This is a genomic window from Mucilaginibacter sp. P2_A5 (genome assembly GCF_056404995.1).
The window spans coordinates 1-18651 of sequence record NZ_JBFUCY010000032.1; the positions used below are offsets into that span (position 1 = coordinate 1).

18 protein-coding genes and 1 riboswitch are annotated in these 18651 nt (G+C 42.7%); of the genes, 7 read left to right on the top strand and 11 right to left on the bottom strand.

Annotated elements, in window-relative coordinates; all coding sequences use genetic code 11:
* Together AC1DXF_RS23300 and AC1DXF_RS23305 are read left to right on the top strand one after the other, a co-directional pair.
* Nucleotides 1-240, top strand: a 240-nt coding sequence (locus tag AC1DXF_RS23300) for a transposase (RefSeq protein WP_477451101.1), incomplete at its 5' end; no start/stop codon positions are given.
* A gap of 67 nt (nt 241-307) precedes the next feature.
* Nucleotides 308-943 carry a 2OG-Fe(II) oxygenase gene (locus AC1DXF_RS23305; RefSeq protein WP_477451102.1) on the top strand — a complete coding sequence of 212 codons (636 nt, stop codon included), beginning with the start codon at nt 308-310 and terminating at the stop codon, nt 941-943.
* Nucleotides 944-1024: 81 nt separating this feature from the next.
* Here AC1DXF_RS23305 and AC1DXF_RS23310 read toward each other — a convergent pair whose 3' ends face one another.
* The 6 genes from AC1DXF_RS23310 to AC1DXF_RS23335 all read right to left on the bottom strand — a co-directional run bounded on the left by AC1DXF_RS23310 (nt 1025) and on the right by AC1DXF_RS23335 (nt 10346).
* Nucleotides 1025-2437 (bottom strand): hypothetical protein, encoded by a 1413-nt coding sequence (locus AC1DXF_RS23310; RefSeq protein WP_477451104.1) that lies wholly within the window; start codon nt 2435-2437, stop codon nt 1025-1027.
* The gene (locus tag AC1DXF_RS23315; RefSeq protein ID WP_477451105.1) at nt 2434-3066 is read right to left on the bottom strand and encodes an RNA polymerase sigma factor; all 633 of its coding nucleotides are present in this window, start codon (nt 3064-3066) and stop codon (nt 2434-2436) included. Before AC1DXF_RS23315 ends, AC1DXF_RS23310 begins: the two co-directional genes overlap by 4 nt.
* Before the next feature lie 176 nt (nt 3067-3242).
* Nucleotides 3243-3689 carry a hypothetical protein gene (locus AC1DXF_RS23320; protein ID WP_477451106.1) on the bottom strand — a complete coding sequence of 149 codons (447 nt, stop codon included), beginning with the start codon at nt 3687-3689 and terminating at the stop codon, nt 3243-3245.
* A 43-nt stretch (nt 3690-3732) separates the two neighbouring features.
* Entirely contained in the window at nt 3733-4770 is a 1038-nt protein-coding gene (locus AC1DXF_RS23325; RefSeq protein WP_477451107.1) for a PorP/SprF family type IX secretion system membrane protein, read from the bottom strand.
* A gap of 3 nt (nt 4771-4773) precedes the next feature.
* Complete coding sequence (locus AC1DXF_RS23330) at nt 4774-8901, bottom strand: PKD domain-containing protein (protein ID WP_477451108.1); 4128 nt, start codon at nt 8899-8901, stop codon at nt 4774-4776.
* Between the two features lie 197 nt (nt 8902-9098).
* Nucleotides 9099-10346 (bottom strand): nucleoside recognition domain-containing protein, encoded by a 1248-nt coding sequence (locus tag AC1DXF_RS23335; RefSeq protein WP_477451109.1) that lies wholly within the window; start codon nt 10344-10346, stop codon nt 9099-9101.
* 83 nt (nt 10347-10429) lie between these two features.
* Here AC1DXF_RS23335 and AC1DXF_RS23340 point away from each other — a divergent pair, with 83 nt between their 5' ends.
* From AC1DXF_RS23340 to AC1DXF_RS23350, 3 genes are all read left to right on the top strand, one after another.
* Nucleotides 10430-10861, top strand: coding sequence for a DinB family protein (locus AC1DXF_RS23340; protein WP_477451110.1), 432 nt, complete (start codon nt 10430-10432; stop codon nt 10859-10861).
* 4 nt (nt 10862-10865) lie between these two features.
* Complete coding sequence (locus tag AC1DXF_RS23345; RefSeq protein WP_477451111.1) at nt 10866-11282, top strand: DUF3052 domain-containing protein; 417 nt, start codon at nt 10866-10868, stop codon at nt 11280-11282.
* Between the two features lie 93 nt (nt 11283-11375).
* Nucleotides 11376-11810, top strand: coding sequence for an OsmC family protein (locus tag AC1DXF_RS23350; RefSeq protein ID WP_477451112.1), 435 nt, complete (start codon nt 11376-11378; stop codon nt 11808-11810).
* 129 nt (nt 11811-11939) lie between these two features.
* Here the strand turns inward: AC1DXF_RS23350 and AC1DXF_RS23355 are convergent, their stop codons facing one another.
* The gene (locus tag AC1DXF_RS23355) at nt 11940-12323 is read right to left on the bottom strand and encodes an SRPBCC domain-containing protein (protein WP_477451113.1); all 384 of its coding nucleotides are present in this window, start codon (nt 12321-12323) and stop codon (nt 11940-11942) included.
* Nucleotides 12324-12346: 23 nt separating this feature from the next.
* Complete coding sequence (locus AC1DXF_RS23360; protein ID WP_477451114.1) at nt 12347-12937, bottom strand: acetate uptake transporter; 591 nt, start codon at nt 12935-12937, stop codon at nt 12347-12349.
* Nucleotides 12938-13040: 103 nt separating this feature from the next.
* Here AC1DXF_RS23360 and gpmA point away from each other — a divergent pair, with 103 nt between their 5' ends.
* Both gpmA and AC1DXF_RS23370 read left to right on the top strand, forming a co-directional pair.
* Nucleotides 13041-13730 (top strand): 2,3-diphosphoglycerate-dependent phosphoglycerate mutase, encoded by a 690-nt coding sequence (gene gpmA, locus AC1DXF_RS23365; RefSeq protein WP_477451115.1) that lies wholly within the window; start codon nt 13041-13043, stop codon nt 13728-13730.
* A gap of 81 nt (nt 13731-13811) precedes the next feature.
* Entirely contained in the window at nt 13812-14297 is a 486-nt protein-coding gene (locus tag AC1DXF_RS23370; protein WP_477451116.1) for a hypothetical protein, read from the top strand.
* A 98-nt stretch (nt 14298-14395) separates the two neighbouring features.
* Here AC1DXF_RS23370 and AC1DXF_RS23375 read toward each other — a convergent pair whose 3' ends face one another.
* From AC1DXF_RS23375 to AC1DXF_RS23385, 3 genes are all read right to left on the bottom strand, one after another.
* A complete protein-coding gene (locus AC1DXF_RS23375) occupies nt 14396-15607 on the bottom strand; it encodes a homoserine dehydrogenase (RefSeq protein ID WP_477451117.1) in 1212 nt (403 codons plus the stop codon).
* Nucleotides 15607-16662 (bottom strand): homoserine O-acetyltransferase family protein, encoded by a 1056-nt coding sequence (locus tag AC1DXF_RS23380; protein WP_477451118.1) that lies wholly within the window; start codon nt 16660-16662, stop codon nt 15607-15609. Before AC1DXF_RS23380 ends, AC1DXF_RS23375 begins: the two co-directional genes overlap by 1 nt.
* 86 nt (nt 16663-16748) lie before the next feature.
* Nucleotides 16749-18068 carry an O-acetylhomoserine aminocarboxypropyltransferase/cysteine synthase family protein gene (locus AC1DXF_RS23385; protein WP_477451119.1) on the bottom strand — a complete coding sequence of 440 codons (1320 nt, stop codon included), beginning with the start codon at nt 18066-18068 and terminating at the stop codon, nt 16749-16751.
* Nucleotides 18069-18314: 246 nt separating this feature from the next.
* A riboswitch (SAM riboswitch) is annotated at nt 18315-18425 on the bottom strand.
* Nucleotides 18426-18651: the final 226 nt, after the last annotated feature.

Genomic DNA, 18651 nt, shown 5'->3' on the forward strand with positions numbered 1-18651 from the left:
AATATCCGGCGACGGCGACATTGGGCGATAGAAAACAAGCTGCATTGGACGCTTGACGTTGTCTTTCACGAAGATGCCGACAGAAAAAGGAACAAACACGCAGCCCAAAACTTTTCCCTGATCAATAAGGTAGCTTTAAATATACTTAAAAATGATCAAACGAAGAACATCAGTATCCGAAGAAAAAAGAACATTGCCGCATGGGATCTTAAATATTTACTTATGCTACTGAAATTTTAATGCGTTTGCCCTGTGAGCAAGGGCAGTTTATGGCCCGCGTACGGCAAAAAAGAGTATCTTTAACAACATGCCTGCGTTTGCAGGATACCATGCTAACCCACCTTTATTGGAAGATACATTCAATTGCCTTATCGATAGTTACCTGGCTGATAAGGTTGGCATAGCCGATCATTTTTTAAGCGACACGCTTGCTGCCGATCTTAAGCTTAACCTGCTGGCCCTTGTTAAATCAAGCTTACTGTTATCTGCCGGAACCGGTAACGATAAAGCCGTGAACCATGACACTAAGGTTAGGGGCGACCACATTTACTGGCTCGACCGCAAGCATGACACCCCTTGCGAAAATGATTTTTTTGACCTGATGGATAGCTTTGTTGCCTATCTCAATAAAACCTGTTACACCGGTATCACAGGCTATGAATTTCATTATACCTTGTACGAAAAAGGAGCTTTCTACAAAAAACATCTCGATCAGTTCAGGAATAACGATAGCCGTAAATATTCAATGATCATGTATTTAAACACAGGCTGGTTAGCCGCCGACGGTGGCGAATTGCGTATACACCATTTAAATCATGAGCAGAACATCGGCCCTGAAAACGGGCGCACGGTATTCTTTAAAAGTAATGAGCTTGTTCACGAGGTTTTATGTACTCAAAAACCCCGAATGAGCATTACGGGCTGGTTAAAAGTAGGCTCTTAGTTAAGTCTGAAGTCCTAAGTCTAAAGTTCTAAGTCTGAAGCCGGAAGTGACTTTTGACTTAGGACTTAAGACTTAGGACTATCACGGTTTCAACGCCGAACCAATGTTCCAGTTTATACCAAGGGCAACGCCTGTTGATTTCAGGTCGACTTTGCCATTGCCTATGCCGGTAAGCGGTAGTTTCATGTAAGGCTGTAAAACCGCGCTAAACTTCGAATTTATTCTCCGCTGGTAATTAACATTAACGTTGAGAACGCCAAACAGGTGTGTATTTTTATTTCGTACTTCCAGGTTATAGGGCTTCCAGCCTGTTTCGGCCGCATAATCAAACCTGTAATTTTCTTTCAGCATAAAGTACGATGATACCCCCGTACCAACACCAATAGCGTTATTTCCTTTTGAATACAACTGGTAGCTAAGGTTCAACGGAACATCAAGCACCTTACAATTTGCCTGGATATTGGTAGGCGTTCTTGAAGGATTGTAAGAATCGGCTGAGTAGCTGGTAGGCGTTGATGAATACGGTTTAATAGCGTAGGCTACACCGGTACTTATAGTTAGCTTTTTTGTAACGCGTAACGAAAACTGTAATCCATAATTGGTCCCCGTTTGGCTATGCCCAAATGAATTTACCGCATTAGCGTCAGAAGCCGCCAATACAGTAATAGAAAACTGCGGCCTGTTTTTTATTGCCGATGTTTTAACAATAGCCATTTGTTTTTTTGCTTCCCGTTCAGCCTTCTTGTTCGCTGTCGTATCGGTATTTTGATTTGCGGCTATATTGTTTTCAACCTGGCTGGTTGCCGGGGCTACTTTACCCTTGTTACCAGGTGTATCAATACCAGCTGTTTGGCCACCGGGTGCTTTATTTGCCGATGGTGTTTTATTATCGGCCAGTTGGGGTGCATTGCTGCCTGGTATGGCTTTATTAATTGTTTCCGTTTTTGGGGCGTTGTTTTTGGGCTGTGCATCGTTAACAGCCATGTTAGTAGCTTTATTGTTAAGATCACTTCCCGGGTTTACTTTAACTTTTGAGCCCCGGTTGTTATTGGCCGAATTGTTTACAGCCATGCTTTCGGCTTTATTGTTAACCGTATCTTTTTTTGCAGACTTAACGGTATTGGATTGCCCGGCAGGTTCGGTTACCGCAAGGTTATCAGATTTATTGCTAAGGCTGTCGTTGCCATTACCCCGATCAGGCGAACCCGGCTGCTTTTGACTATTGCCTGTTTTATTAACCTTTCCGTGTATTTTAGCTGGATCTGTAGTATCGTTTTTGCTATAAAAGTATAAACCTAATGCAAGCAGCAGCAAAGCCGCAATGCCGGATGCATAATACATAATACGGAAGAAGCCCGCTTTTGTATTGGATTTTTTATCCAGCAGCTGCTCCATTGAATCCCAATCCTCCTCCCGAAAAGCAAAGTGGTCTCCAGGGCCGGATAACCCGTCCCTGAACAATTGATCCAATTTATTTTCGTTTTTCTCTTTCATTTCATTATCAATTCTATCAGTACCGACATGCTGACACTTATAGTGCCAATAGCCACAATGGTTTGCAGCCCGCTCCCCGAATTACTTTCCGGAAGCCGGCCGGAATTAATCACCATATTTTTCAATTTTTCACGCGCCTTAAACAGGTTCGATTTTGACGTACCTGTACTTATATTTAGCTTCGATGCTATCTCCTCGTGCGAAAACCCTTCAATTGCAAACAGGTTAAACACCGTACGATAAGCGTTTGGCAGTTGTTGTACCATGCCGATAAGATCATCGTAATTCAGCTTCTGGTCGGGGAGGTCGTTATGTCCAATATCCTCGGCTGCATCAAGGTCATCCGTGAGCGAGAGCTTCAGGTTACTTCTGTAGTAGTCAACAGAAGTGTTCATCATAATGCGGCCAACCCATGCAATAAACGGGCGGCTGGTATCGTATTTTTGTAAATTGGTAAACACCTTTAAAAAGCCCTGGTTCATAATTTCAGAAGCTTCGTACCTGTTGCCGGCATATCGCAGGCATATGCTCATAGCAAAGCCATAAAACGCTTTATAAAGCATCTTCTGGTCTTTACGGCTATGCTGTAAACAGCCTGCAATCAATTGTTGTAGTTCTGCTTCTCCCATATATACGGGCTACCTGTTTAAATTTTTCCTTATCTGCAACTAACACGTATTTGTTTTGCTAATGGTTGCCTGCCGGTTTACATTTTTTAACAAAATTATTTCAGGCGAATTTCTTGAATAAAATAATAAGGCAATATATCAGCGTGTTACCAATAAACTACCTGGCAAATAAAGTATCATTCTGTTACTTTATTCATATCAATCATCGTCCAGTTATCCTGTACTGCCTTGGGGCCTCCGTCGTATCTTAAGGTGATCTGGAAATTGGTTTTTTCTTTTTCTCCTTTCTCATCAATCGAAGTTACATATGATTTGATAACAAACACCGAATCGGACTTTTTGGCGAATTGATAATGATCTTCGGAAAAAATTAAGTTGCCTGATTTGATGGTAGGGGCAATGTATTGCTTGGCTACCTGGTACGCGTCATCACTGCTTGGGAACATCGTAAATGTAAGCATATCAGATGAGCCGCCTGATGTGGCAAATTTTACCACTATCATCATAAAAATGATCCCAAAAAGCACCAACACCCAGACACCTATCATGGCTGTTTTCTTTTTATGCCGCTTGTCTTTAAGATAAGACTGGTTAGGTCTTGCTTTGTGATAGATTTTCTCCACCGTAATTCAGGATATATAACAGATAAAGATATAAATAAAATTCTTAATAAAAATCATAACAGCGCCTTGCACCTTCAAATTTGTGATAGGTATCTGTACGCGAGGGCAAAGTGGTTTCATAACCAATACTCCCTTCGGTTGTGCCGCTGGTATTGCTATAGTTGAGGCCCGAAATTGGTGCATCATGGCTTACACCCAACCTGAACTTCTCTCCGGTTTCTTTACTTAAAAACAAATCAAATATTAACGAAAACGTGATAGCCGTTGGCCCGCCTGATCCGGAGGTTCGCACCCATAAGCCGGCATTAAGGTTATGCCTTTTATATTGCAGTCCGATATTTATTGATTGTGCCGCCGATTGCTTATAAAACACAACCGATGGAATAAAAAATGATTTCTCGTCTTCATCAAGGTTCTCATCCTTGTTAAGGTCCCATCTATAGCTTAAATGTGCTGTGCCGCGCATAGGTAGTTTTGCAGGCGTACCCGTAAACGATTCATTGGGCCGGTTGATATGCTGTAACGCGCCGCCAATGTTAAAATCGCTTAAGGCGAGGTTTATGCCGGCGCCGGCATCAAAATAAAAGCGGTTGTCGAATCTTGGCGACTCGGCATTGGTTGGCGAGCCGGGAATATATCCTAAGCGGGGATCAATCTGGTCGCTAAATACCAATTTACCATAATCCACCGAGCGGTTGGTTACGCCCGCCTGTACCCCAAAGGATAACACAAAATCATCAGAGCCAACGCTATAGGAGTAAATGCCGGCGATATTGTTTTTTGTAAGCCCGGCAGTGCCCTCGTTTCCCCGGGTAAATATTAAACCAACCCCGCCGCCAAATTGCGGTATATTATAATCTACAGATGCTGTTAGATAATTAAAGCCGCCCGGCACCGATGTAAACTGGTTGCGATAAATAAGGTTCATGCGTAAATCGCCCTGGAACTGGCCGTTTAATGCAGGGTTAAGATATACCGGGGAATTAAAAAACTGCGAGTACATGTGGTCCTGGGCAACAGCCATGCTGCCACACAGCAACATTAACAATCCTAAAACACCTCCTTTAAACAAAGCGCGCATTATCTATCTTATTAAATGAACAACACCCGTTCGTTTGGGTAATGAGTTATTGTACGACATTCCTTTCCATTCGCTGCCGTTGATGAATGTTGCCGAAGCCTGCCAAATATAAACGCCTTGCTCTGCAGGTACCCCTTTAAAAGTACCATCCCAGCCGTCGCCATCAACCGGAGTGCCTTTAGGCGCCGATAGTTTACTGGTTTCCCAAATTAACTGGCCAAAGCCGTTAAATATTTGCAGGTGCCATTGTTTAATACCCGATCCTTTTGCCCCAAACTTTCTTAATTCGGTTGTGCCGCTGGTGGGCATAAACGCATTGGGTAAATACAGTTCGCCGGGAATGCCGGTTATGCGTACATAATGTGTTATCGCGCTGTCGCAAAAATCTTTGGTGCTTGTTACCAGTGTTACCTTATATTTTCCGGTATCTGCATAAGTATGTGGTGGGTTACGCAGCGCGCTGACAGTTCCATCTCCAAAATCCCACATCCAGTTGGCCGGCGATCCGGTAGTTTGGTCAACAAATTGAAATTGATAGTTTGGTATGCTGGTAATGGTATCGGGGTTTGCTGTAAAAGCAGTACCCGGCGGCGGCGTAACTTTTATATAGTCCTTTTTAATCAAACTATCTGCACAACCAGTTAAGGGATTAACGGCTATAAGTTTTACCGTGTATGGCGAGTTTTTAAAGTTGTAAGTATGTGGTGGCGGCGTAAACCCGGTTGCTGTAGCGCCATCTCCGTAATACCAGGTATAGGATAGGGCTACCGGTTGAGTATTAGGATCGGCATATGTAGTGTTGGTAAAAAATGCGGTAACGTTACGGCAGCCTGTGGTGTCTGAGGCTGTAAAGCCTGCCTTTGGTACGTCATATACCATCACCCGGTTTGTTGATTTTGACGACTCAACGCCAGACGAGCATGAACTTGAAGCAGTGATGGTTACATAATACATGCCAGGTTTGGTAAAAACGTACGGCAGGTTATCGGTACCGGCAGCTACGTTGGTTACTACATTATATTTATCATCATAAATGGTATAATAAAATGTATCGCCACCCGACGAATTATTTACAAACGTTAAATTCAAAGGACTGCAACCGCTTTTTTTATTATCCAGAAAAAACATATCAGGCGTAATGGTAGGGGCCGATACTGTTATGGTGCGTTTCAGGGTGGTATCGGTATTGCCACAATAATCCTGGGCAATCATAAATATGGTATATTGCTTTGTACGGGTAGTATTTAATGGTGTATCAAATTTAAAATCACTTTTATCGGTATATGTTTTTGATTCCAGCATTAATGAGCCATCGTACAGGTAGTAGGTGTATTGCAAGTTTTTACCGGGCGATGAGTTTTTGCCGGTTACGATAAACGGGGAGCAACCTTCAACTCTATCGGGGATTAGCCTCGCTACAGGTTTTTGCGGGCTTATTCTTACCGAATCAAGATGTGGAGCGGTTATGCTACAGTTGCTTACAATGCTCAGGCTGATATGATAAACGGTATCGCGTCCGTCGGTTTTTGCCAAAAAGGTATGTTGCGGATTAATCCCCGTGTCTGTTGATCCATCGCCAAAATCCCATAAAAAAACGCTGTTAATAGGTTTTGATGTATTGGTAAACTGAACCAGCAGGTTACCGCAGGCCGTGCTGTTGTCCTGTGTGAATGAAGCAGTAACAACAGTTGGTGGTATGGTTACCGTAAGCGCAAATATCTCGCTAACGCAACCCTGGCTGGTTGATATGATGTTATAGGTAACCGTTGCGTTGCCGTTTAAATCGCTGTTGGTTAAAATATCATTAATAAAGCTACCGCTGCCACTTGCCGTGTAACCACCCGCGGTTAGGCTGGTTTTTGAAGCATCCACCACCCAAGTAAAGGTTGTTGTGGGTGTACCCGCGGTAATATTGTAGCTAAGGGGTTTTCCCGGGCACGAGGTTACTGCATTTTTGCTGGTAATTGAATCGGCCTTATTGATGATAATTGTTGTAGGGTCGGATATGGTATCGCAGGGTGCAGCCAGCGTAGTTATCCCCTGGAAAATAAGGGTAACCTTGCCTGCTTTTATCTCGGCCGCAGATGGTGTATAAACTGTTTGGGCCGAATTTCGGTCGGTAAATGTGCCGGTGCCGCCTGCCCAGCGCATTTTTATTGAAGGGGTATTTGATGTACCGTTCAAACTGATATCGGTTCCTGCACAAACAGCAGGGTAGGTGCCCGCAGTAACTGTTGGCGAAGCAATAAATTCCAATTGCTGACTGCTGGTAGCCGGCAGACCGCAAATGTTGGTATTAGTTACAGTAACGGTATACTTAGCAAAATCATTGAATTTTATGACCGGGTATTGTGAAACATCGGTGGTGTTGTTCACAAATGTAAAGGCACCGCCGGTTATAGTCCATTTGTAGGTTGCGCCGGTGTTTTGCGCCGATCCGGAAAATGTTACTTTGGTAGCACTGTTATTGGTATTATCGAACTTAAGTGTAGTATTTGTTCCGCAAAATACGGTGTCTTTTGACAATGTTGCCGTAGGCGTATCATCAACTACAACCGTTTGTACAGATGCATCGGTTATCAGGCCGCAACTTACAGTTGAGATTGCCAGTTTAATATTATAAACACCGGTTTTATTGAATAAAAACTGGGGCGTGGCGCTATTTGCATTTGTTCCGTTTGCGTAAGCCACAGGCGTTGGGCCTGTAACCGTCCAAACATATTTATTGGTGTTATTACAGTTTGAATCAATTTTTGAGGTATTTACCGGCGTAACCGTAAGGGGAATGCAACCCGAGTTAACAGGCAGCGAAAAGGCCGGTACAGGAGGCTCCTGGATACAAATATCCTGCGTAACATCGGCAACGGCGCATGATCCTGTGTTATTTTGCAGCTGTAAGGTTACTTTATGTACGCCGGTAGTTGTAAAAGTGTAAAAGAAAGCATCAGTTAGTTTGTAATTCACCTGTTTGGTTACACCATCTACAAGCCAGGTGTACCGGGCCTTGGTGTTTGAGCAGTTTGTTGATGTGCTGTTGGGGTCATCTCCCGGAAATGAATTGTTTACAAATTTTACCGCGGTATTTAAGCAGGCAGCCACCGGTACAACCGGCAGGTTTAGCGGCGGCGCTATAACCTTTGCGTAACTGGCAACAGGCGTACCTACATTGCCACAAAACGGGCTTATTAACTGAAGCTTTACTTCGAACGAATTATTTTGACCTTTAACTATGTTCCCACACGATGCCTTAACATATTCGTGCGAAACTTTTCCACCCGCGGCAAGTATCTGGCAATAGGTGTAAGATACCGATGGTGTACCATCGCCCCACGAAACGTTATAAAGTAAACCCGGGTAGTTGTTTTTGATGATGTTGGGATCGATATTGTATGTTAAATTGGTGGCCCCGCTGCCCAGGCAGGCTGTAGTGCTCCCCTCAACCCCAAAGCTGTTGTTAACCAGGTTGTTAATCAGGCTATAAGTATATGTACCTGCAATCCCCCCCGTAATTGCTTTAACGGTAATGGTATAATTGGCGGTTTTAGCCGTAAAATTACCGTTATTGGTAAAATTAAGGTTCGATGCCTCAGTTACCTGCGAAAGCTCGTTGTAAAAACTCGCGGTAACCGTGGCTCCTGCTGTTGATGTATTTATAAAATTATATAATGAGTTATTAGAACCCGAACATGAACCAAATACCTCGGGGTAATTAACATCAATAGATTGCGAATTTAACGCCGCCACGGTGCCGGTGCCGGCAACAATTGAAATTGCTGTTGATGCCCCGCTTGTAACCGATGGGTTGGTGGCCGATACCCTAAGCAAATACCCGGTGCCAGGACTGGTGCCCGTGGGTATAATGCCGTTTACAAAAGTAGCATAGTTGCCCGTAAACTTGCCAATTAGCTTTTGCGACGCGAAACTACCGCCGGCATTTGAAAGGTAAAGATTGTAGGTATTTGTAGGATCGGTGCATGCCCCCGTTACCTGGATGGGAACGCTTATTGTCGACCCCGGCGCATAGGGGCCGGCATCTACATTACCGATAGTTATAGTTTGTGCAGAAGCGGCAAAAGCAACTAAATTAAATAAAGCAAAAAAAAATAAATTTGTAGTAAATATTTTATTCATTCACTTGCTTTTACTGTAGATAATTGCTTAAAATTCAATAGATTGACCAAAATTAACAATTATTTTCAAATAATAATTGAATTTATTGCAAAAAGTAAAATTTTAGGATCGGAGATTCTCCGTCAAAAAACAGCAAAATAATTGCCGGCAACAGCAATAAAGACGTTGCTTAATAATGAATGATAGGGGCACCGGGCTTACTTTAAATTTCCAAAAAATAAATAAGAGATGAATATTGCAGCTATGATACCGGCTGCATCGGCAAGTAAACCGGCAGGTATGGCATACCGCGATTTTTTTATCCCCACGGTACCAAAATATAGTGCAACTATATAAAATGTAGTATCGGCCGAACCATTGAATACACTGCCCAGGCGGCCTGCAAAACTATCGGGGCCAAAGGTTTTCATTACATCTATCATCATTGCTTTTGAACCAGATCCGCTGAGCGGTTTCATGTAGGCTACGGGCATAGCATCTACAAACCTGGTATCAAGGTTGGCCTTTATACAAACCCAACGCAAACCCTCGTTCATATAATCCAGCGCGCCGCAACTACGGAATACGCTAATACCTACTAACATTGCTACCAGGTAAGGGATTATCTTTACCGATGTTTCAAATCCGCTTTTTGCGCCTTCTACAAAAACATCAAATACATTTATTTTTTTTATCAATCCACCTACGATAAATACTACCGGGATAAAAAACAATAAAAAGTTACTAACTACTTTAGATACGATACTTATTTCTTCGTTAGTTAAGTGCGTTGTAAAATACCATATTACTAGCGTGATAAAAGCAGTTACTCCACCCAGCCAGGCAATGATAACCTTATCCCAAAGATTTATTTTTTGTTTTATGGCTACAATTAGTAAACCAACAACCGTTGCTACGTAGGTTGCAATAACACATGGTAAAAATATATCTGCGGGATCTTTGGCATTTAAAATGGCACGTTGCGCTATAATTGTTACCGGCAGCATTTGCAGGCCCGAAGTATGCAGCACCAGGAACATGATCTGTGCGTTTGATGCAGATTCCTTATCTTTATTTAACTCCTGCAGGCTTCCCATAGCTTTTAAACCCAGGGGGGTAGCCGCATTATCGAGCCCGAGTAAATTGGCCGAGAAATTCATGAGCATTTGGCCAACGGCCGGGTGCTTTTTAGGAACATCCGGAAACAGGCGGCTAAAAAACGGCCCCACCAGGCGCGACAGGAAATTTATTGCACCAGCCTTTTCGCCCACATTTAATATACCCAGCCAAAAAGCCATAGCACCAATCAATGGTAAGGCAATATCCATTACCGATGATTTTGACGAATTGAAAATGCCGTCAACCAGCAGTTTAAAAGCCTCTACATCGCCAAAAAAAATAAGCTTGATGAGTGCTACAACAAAAGCGATCAAAAAAAATGCAATCCAGATATAATTAAGGGCCATACGTGTCTTTAAGGCTTTGAAGTTAATGGTTTTGTATTTCAATATGAAATAACAATCTTTAAATACTTAATTCAAAACATGCAATGACTACTACTTCGGCCATTTTAAACACCGCTATAACTGATTTTTTGCAAACCAGGTCGCCCGATGATAATTGGGATTTAAAACCCGCGCCCGATAAATGGTCTAAAAAAGAGGTCATTGGGCACCTGATTGACAGCGCCCAGGTAAATCTGCAGCGTTTTGTACGCTGCACCTATGAAGAGAATTTTAAACTGGTTTATGAGCAGGATACTTATGTAGCCGTACAACATTACCAGGATGTTGATGTTAAAGAACTGCTTGACCTATGGATTTTACTTAACAGGCAAATAATAAGGGTTTGGGAGAATTACCCGCCCGATAGGTTGACTGCCCGCTGCGATAACAGCAAAGGTGAACCCAACCTGCAAACCGTTGAATGGCTGGCTAGTGATTATGTTGAACATTTAATGCATCATTTAAAAACCATCTGATGATATGGCAGGATACTCCGGCACTCCATTAGCAAAAAAACTGGGTATAAAAACATTGGCAAATGTAATGCTGATTAACGCGCCCGATTATTATATGCAGTTATTTACCGACATGCCGGCCGACGTTTACTTTGTGGATGACGCCGGTATTAAAAAAGATCTGGTCCATTTTTTTACCAAAAGTAATGAGGAACTTTTAGCCAGCTTGCCGTTATTGATGAAGCAGATAAAACCCGATGGCATGATCTGGGTATCGTGGCCCAAAAAAGCATCAAAGGTGCTTACCGATATTACTGAAGACGTGATCCGGAATTTCGCGCTTAAAATAGGACTGGTAGATGTAAAAGTTTGTGCGGTAGACGAAATATGGTCGGGTTTAAAATTGGTTATCCCGGTAAAGGACAGGAAATCATTGGCTTAAAACTTTTTTGGTAATAACAGCGTAAACAATCATCAGCTATTATTTGCAAACGCCAACAATTACCTAACTTAGCATCATTATAAATTTAATACTATGGCCACAATAGAACTTAAACGTGTGCATGGCGATTTCGGCTTCGAGGCCGTTGATTCCATTGGCCACACTGTAAAAATGGATAGCAGCCCCGAAAGCGGTGGCCAGGATTTTGGCGTACGCCCAATGCAAATGCTATTAATGGGCCTGGCGGGTTGCTCTGCAATTGACGTTATCAGCATACTAAAAAAACAACGCCAGGAAGTAAAGGACTATAAAATGGTAGTTAATGGCGAACGTGAAGCCGGCAAAGAGCCATCTTTATGGCAGGATATCGAGATTGAATTTCACCTTTATGGTGATATTGATGAGGATAAGGCAGCACGCGCGGTCGAACTATCATTAAACAAATATTGCTCGGTAGCCGCTACGCTTGGTAAAGCCGGCGCCGATATCAAATCGAAGGTGTTTGTTCATCCGGCGGTGGAGATATAACGACAATAAAATCTATTAAGGTTCCGGGGAAATTTAAGGAGCTTATTTTAAAACATAAAAAGCGATGGTTTATAGCCATCGCTTTTTATGTTTAATATCTGCCATTAAGCAAGATGCTCAGAGCGTTTATTACTCGCCTTCAAAAAAGTCTATTAATCCGCCAAAGTAGCTATGGGTCCAGCCATCGGCAATATCATCAAAATCCTCATCGGGAATGTTGGTGTGCCTAACTTCGGCAGATGTGCCTTGCTTATCGGGGTGTAGTTTTATGGTAACTATCGAATCATCAGATTTACCTTCAAAATACCATTGCTGTACAATTTTTTTGCCAGGCTCAAATTCTATGTTTTTGCCGACTATGCTACCGTCCCACATGGAGAATTCCGAACCTGGTTCGGTGCTCATTTGGGCGGTTTCACCTGTCCATAACTCAATAGTGATGGGGTTGGTAAGGGCTATATAAATTTCGTCGGGCGTTGCCGGTATGCTGTAGTATTTTTTAAAATCTTTCACCTGCGCAATTTAGCAAGATTATTTTAAACCTTTACCGGGCCAATTGGCAATACAACGCGACCGTAAACCTCGTTCAATACATTGGCAATACCTGTATAAATAGCCGATGCGCCACAAATAATACCTTCATAACCAGCCAGGTGCTTAATGGTGGCATCGCCGGTTGCATCACCTGCTACTAATAAAAAGAATAATATGGTTAACGAGCCAAAAACAAACTGCAACGCGCGGTTTAATTTTAGCGTGCCAAAAAACAATAGCAACGTAAATATACCCCAAACCGCTAAATAAGCGCACATAGCACCTTCAGACGGTGCTGTAGCCCAGCCCAGTTTGGGCATAACTATTAAGCCAACCAGCGATAGCCAGAAAAATCCATAGGAGGTAAAAGCGGTTAACCCAAAGGTGTTATTCTTTTTTGCCTCAATAACACCTGCAATAACTTGGGCCAGGCCGCCGTAAAAAATGCCCATGGCCAGTATCATGCTGTTCATTTCAAAAAAGCCGGCGTTATGGATGTTTAACAAAACGGTGGTCATACCGAAGGCACAAAGCCCAAGCGGCGCCGGATTAGCGATGCCATCCTTTACAGGGGCAGGTGTAGTAGGGATCATATTGGTTTAGTATTAGTTGGTTTATAACGCAAGCTAAGTGATTTATGAATATTTTACAATTTTATTTACAACTCTGCCTTACTTTTGCGTTAAGCAAATACCTATGCAAAAAATAGTATTGATACGCCACGGCGAAAGTGTTTTTAACCTCGAAAACCGTTTTACCGGTTGGGAAGATGTGGATTTATCCGAAAATGGCTACCAGCAAGCTCATAAAGCAGGGCAGATCCTAAAAAAGAACGGCTATAACTTTGATGTTGGTTTTACCTCTTACCTAAAACGATCAATCAAAACCATGCATTTTATACTGGAAGAACTGGATCATTTATGGATCCCGGTTGAAAAATCATGGCGGTTGAATGAACGTTTTTACGGCGCTTTGCAGGGGATGAACAAAGATGAAGCTGTAGCCAAATACGGTGCCGAACAAGTTCAAAAATGGCGTCGCGACCCTAACGAGCATCCACCTGCCGTAACCCGTGATGATCCACGCTTCCCAGGTCATGATTTGCGTTATAAAGATTTAACTGATCGTGAATTACCGCTAACCGAAAACCTGAGCGAAACCATGGATAGGGTACTGCCGTTTTGGAACGAAGCTATTGTAAGCGCCATGCGCCGTAATCAAAAAGTAATTGTAGTTGCCCATGGCAATAGCCTGCGTTCGTTAATTAAATATATTGATTGCCTTACCGACGAGCAGGTAACCCAACTGGAAATACCTACCGCCACACCATGGGTTTATGAGCTGGATCATGGGTTAAACCAGATAAGGCATTATTATTTGGATTAAAGCCGGTTTTTCATACATATATTGGGCATTTGTTTATCTTAGTCGTCCCGATTAATTATAAACTATACCCTAAATTAAAAAATGAAGAAGTCTGATATTTATGAAATAACCATAAAAATCCTTGGTGTTTACCTGCTGGTTTCCAACCTATCCAAAATTCCCGGTTTTTTTACGTTTTTAAAAAGTTTCAGCGCGATTGCGGCGGCCGACCACGCTACCGAGCAAATGAACTTGTTTTGGTTAAACATCGTCAATTTTGTATTCCTGCTGGCCTTGTCGATCTTTTTGATAGCCGGAACAAAATTGATTACCCGGCTCATCACTGATGCAGCCGACAAGCAAGAAAACGTAAAATTATTTGCTGAGCGTAAAGTGATTTATGAGATAGCGCTTGTCATCATCGGGGGCTTACTTATTGTTAACACAGTTCCTGACCTGCTTTATCGGTTATACAATATATCCAGCGAAAATGATCAAAACGCGGTCATGTCATCTGTAACAAAAGTGCTGGTAGGTATTTTAACCGTTGCCTTTGGCAAACGCATTGCCGCATTTTTTGCGAAGTAAAAAAAATATAAATCTCTCGATATAAAAAAGGCCCCTGGTTGGGGCCTTTTTTGTAAAAGAAACAAAACAAAATCTACATCAGGACTTTCGTACCTGCTTTATACCAATGCCAGGCTAACCCCGGTAAGCTGACCGGCAAAGGCAACAAATGCCTTACTCTCAGTTATGTGCGATTGATTATCGATCAGGCTTTGTAAATTAACTTTTCCGATAACGAATTTATAATCGCCCGAATAATAGCGTTCTTTTATGGAGATAAATTTCAAATCTTCTACCAAACGCTCGTCATCATACCTTAAATAGATATCAAATTCCACGTTATTGGTAAATTGAAGCCCGGTTTTTTCCTTTGCTTTTTTATACTCATACTGGTAGCTATAGCGCAACGCGGCTATATCAGATAGCACCGCCGAACCGGTAGGGTGGCCACCTGCCCCTTTACCAAAAAAGAATTGCTGATCGGCAAAGGCGGCCTGTACGGTTACTCCATTATATTCGTACTCCACGTTGTATAAAAATTCGCTGCTGTTCACAAACTTCGGCAGCACAAACATAGCTACATTTTTATCGTCGAGTTCCTTGGCTACAGGTACCAGTTTAATTTTCAGGTTTTTTTCGCGGGCGTATTGTAAATCATGCGCGGCCAGGTTCTGAATCCCCAAATTAAAAACCTCATCGGGTTTTACAACCACGCCATAAGCGTGCGCGGCTGCTATCACCAGTTTATATTTGGCATCAAAACCACCTACGTCGCTGGTGGGATCGGTTTCGGCAAAACCAAGGTCCTGCGCCTGTTGCAGGGCCCTGTTATAATCAAGCCCCTCAATAAATCCTTTTGATAAGATATAATTTGATGATCCGTTAAAAATACCGCTGATGGAGTGCAGCAACTCGTTATCATAATACTCCTCCAGGTTGCGGATGATGGGGATACTACCACAAACCGCGCCTTCATATAATAAAGATGTGCCATGTTTATGCTGCAGTTCAATCAACTCATCCAGGTGCAGCGCTATCATTTTTTTACTGGCCGAAACTACATTTTTGCCACTGCTTAATGCTCTTGATACAATTTCGAAAGCTGCCTCGGTATCGTTAATCAGTTCAACAATGGTATTGATATCCGGGTTGTTTAGCAGCTCTTCCTTATCTGCGGTAAAAAATTCTGCCGGTAACGACCGCTTTTTATGCGGATCTTTTATTGCAAATTTTACAATTTCGATGTTTAAATTTTTTGTCTTGATGATATCATATAATCCCTGTCCAACTACGCCAAATCCAAATAATCCTATACTTAACTTTTTACTCATTACGCTGTACGTTGCAATTCTATAATTTTTCCTTTTACATCGGTTTTAAAAAACGACGTGATAATATTTGTTAATGCTTCTGTTTCAATTAAAAAACCATCATGGCCATAAAATGAATCCAATTCAGCAAAGGCCGATTTGGGGATATGCCTAAACAGGTACTCCTGCTCTTCGATAGGGAATAACACATCCGATTTAATACCGATAACCAATGTACGGGCTTTGATGATGCTTAATGCTTTCTCCACGCCATTTCGGCCGCGACCTACATTGTGCGAGTCCATCACCCTGGTTAAATACCAGTAGCTGTAGGCATTAAACCGGTTCACCAGCTTTTGGCCCTGGTAATCCTGATAGGTTGATGCCTTAAAATTATCGGTTTTGCTATCAACATCTTCCTGCTGTGTAATACCGTAAGTTTTATAGGTACGGTAGGAGAGTAGAGCTATGCTCCTGGCAGCCTTTAAGCCGGCTTGTCCACCGTCCACCGTATTATTGTTAAAAGTTGCATCGGCGGTTAAAGCCAAACGTTGCGACTCATTAAACGCGATGCCCCATGGAGAGTGGCGCGCGTTGGTGGCTATCAAAATAAGGTTTTTGATACGGTTTGGTTCGATAATACCCCACTCAATGGCCTGCTGGCCGCCCAATGAGCCACCAATTAGGATATGAATATTGCCGATGCCCAAATGGTCGGCTAATAACTGGTGCGCCTTTACCATATCCCTGATGGTAAATTGAGGGAATGTTAAAAAATATGGCTCACCTGTTGCCGGATTTACGCTTAAGGGGTTAGTTGTGCCGTATGGCGAGCCCAAAATGTTGGCACAAACTATAAAATGCTCTTCGGGGTTAAATTTGTTTCCTGTACCCACAAAACCTTTCCACCAGTCAAAAACATCGGCATTGGCTGTCAGGGCGTGGCATACCCATACCACATTATCTTTCTCTTTGTTTAGGCGCCCATAAGTATGAAAACCTATCTCCAGTTGCTGTAGTTGTTCGCCCGATTCCAGCTCAAAAGTTTGTGTGTACTTAAATGTTTCTGTATTCATTCTTCTATTCATGTTGATAGAAGTGAGTTGTCAGTAGTGAATGGTGAGTTTTTATTCACTCACCGCTCACCACTCACTACTCACCACTACGCTAATTCGGCCTGCGCCTCTTTTATTTTGGCAAATGCCTGTTCAAAATCTGCTTTAATATCATCAATATGTTCAATACCCACCGCTACCCGTAACGAATTTGGTGTAACCCCTGCCGAAAGCTGTTCGGCATCAGATAGCTGCTGATGTGTTGTTGCCGATGGCTGAATGATCAATGTTTTGGCGTCGCCCACATTGGCCAAATGGCTTACCAGTTTCAGGCTATCTATCAGTTTACCGGCATCGGCTTTATCGCCATTAATTTCAAATGACAACACCGCACCAAAACCATTCTTCAGGTATTTTTTTGCCAACTCATGGTACGGCGACGACTCTAATCCCGGGTAATTTACCGATGCTACCTGCGGATGCTGATCAAGCCACTTAGCCAGTTCCAGTGTATTATCTACATGGCGTTGCACCCGTAATGATAGTGTTTCCAGTCCCTGTATATTCAGCCATGAATTAAATGGCGATTGCGAAGGGCCAAAATCACGCAATCCCTCCACACGGGCGCGAATAATAAACTGGATATTGCCAAATGGGCCGCCTATGCCAAACACATCTGCAAAAACCAAACCGTGATAACCTTCGGATGGCTCGGTAAATTGAGGAAACTTGCCGTTGCCCCAGTTATAAGTGCCACCATCAACTATTGCACCGCCAATACTGGTACCGTGGCCGCCAATCCATTTGGTGGTTGATTGTACCACTATGCTTGCGCCATGCTCCAACGGGCGAAATAAATAGCCTCCTGCACCAAAGGTATTATCTACAATTAGCGGCAGGTCGTGTTTTTTGGCCAAATCGCCAACTTTATCAAAATCGGCAATAGTGAAGCCGGGGTTGCCAATGGTTTCCAGGAAAATAGCTTTGGTTTTATTATCTATTAAGGCTTCCAGGCTTTCGGCTGTATCGTCTTTAGCAAAACGAACATCAATGCCCAGGCGTTTAAAAGCTACCTTAAACTGGTTGTATGTGCCGCCATATAAAAATGGCGAGGTCACAAAATTATCCCCTACCTGCAATATGTTATTTAACGCTATAAACTGCGCTGCCTGGCCCGATGCCGTGGCCAAAGCTGCAACACCACCCTCTAAAGCGGCTATGCGTTTTTCAAACACATCGGTAGTGGGGTTCATTAAGCGGGTATAAATAAACCCGAACTCTTTTAATGCAAACAGGTTGGCGCCGTGTTCGGCACTTTTAAATACGTACGACGTAGTTTGATAAAGCGGTACCGCGCGTGAGCCTGTAGTAGGATCAACTTCCTGGCCGGCGTGTAATTGTAAGGTTTCGAATTTTAAGGCTGACATAGTTGTAGATTTTGAAAGGTTATAATTAAATTTTGTTGTTTAGATGGATTTTAGCAAGCTGATAAAATATTTATCAGTTTTACAACACGTATGTTTTCAGGGATTGAAAAAAGGGACGTATTAAAGCATCAACAGCAGCAACACATACAAATATTGCCAATAATTGGGCTAATACGTTGTATGTTACCGTTTTGGGTATTAAAAATGTTGCTTTTAGTAATTGTAATTAAACTTTTCATGGCTATAAATTTATATCCCCCGGTGTTATTTGCCGGGACAGGAATTGGCACCTTCTTCAAAACTGAAGGGTTGCCAGCGGGTCATTGAGCCTGATCTCTCGCCGCTTCTTTATAAATCAATACCCGAACTATGCGGAGAATTGATCGACTATGGTATCGCTACCAAATAATGCCCCAAATATAAGTGGATATTTATTAAAATACCAAATTTTATTTGAAGGGAAAGGTAAAAGGCAAAAGGTGAAAGGTAAAAGGAGAAAAGTTCTTGCTCCGATGTCTGTGTCCCCATGGGCATCTTTCCGATAGATATTCGGGTCGCCTGGCCCAACCGGCAATATCTGGAA

Coding starts and splice junctions, on each gene's coding strand:
- AC1DXF_RS23370 (WP_477451116.1), top strand. CDS start 13,812: ATGAAGAAGTCTGATATTTATGAAATAACCATAAAAATCCTTGGTGTT.
- AC1DXF_RS23310 (WP_477451104.1), bottom strand. CDS start 2,437: ATGAAAGAGAAAAACGAAAATAAATTGGATCAATTGTTCAGGGACGGG.
- AC1DXF_RS23360 (WP_477451114.1), bottom strand. CDS start 12,937: ATGATCCCTACTACACCTGCCCCTGTAAAGGATGGCATCGCTAATCCG.
- AC1DXF_RS23345 (WP_477451111.1), top strand. CDS start 10,866: ATGGCAGGATACTCCGGCACTCCATTAGCAAAAAAACTGGGTATAAAA.
- AC1DXF_RS23325 (WP_477451107.1), bottom strand. CDS start 4,770: ATGCGCGCTTTGTTTAAAGGAGGTGTTTTAGGATTGTTAATGTTGCTG.
- AC1DXF_RS23375 (WP_477451117.1), bottom strand. CDS start 15,607: ATGAGTAAAAAGTTAAGTATAGGATTATTTGGATTTGGCGTAGTTGGA.
- AC1DXF_RS23305 (WP_477451102.1), top strand. CDS start 308: ATGCCTGCGTTTGCAGGATACCATGCTAACCCACCTTTATTGGAAGAT.
- gpmA (WP_477451115.1), top strand. CDS start 13,041: ATGCAAAAAATAGTATTGATACGCCACGGCGAAAGTGTTTTTAACCTC.
- AC1DXF_RS23335 (WP_477451109.1), bottom strand. CDS start 10,346: ATGGCCCTTAATTATATCTGGATTGCATTTTTTTTGATCGCTTTTGTT.
- AC1DXF_RS23385 (WP_477451119.1), bottom strand. CDS start 18,068: ATGTCAGCCTTAAAATTCGAAACCTTACAATTACACGCCGGCCAGGAA.
- AC1DXF_RS23340 (WP_477451110.1), top strand. CDS start 10,430: ATGACTACTACTTCGGCCATTTTAAACACCGCTATAACTGATTTTTTG.
- AC1DXF_RS23380 (WP_477451118.1), bottom strand. CDS start 16,662: ATGAATACAGAAACATTTAAGTACACACAAACTTTTGAGCTGGAATCG.
- AC1DXF_RS23315 (WP_477451105.1), bottom strand. CDS start 3,066: ATGGGAGAAGCAGAACTACAACAATTGATTGCAGGCTGTTTACAGCAT.
- AC1DXF_RS23350 (WP_477451112.1), top strand. CDS start 11,376: ATGGCCACAATAGAACTTAAACGTGTGCATGGCGATTTCGGCTTCGAG.
- AC1DXF_RS23330 (WP_477451108.1), bottom strand. CDS start 8,901: ATGAATAAAATATTTACTACAAATTTATTTTTTTTTGCTTTATTTAAT.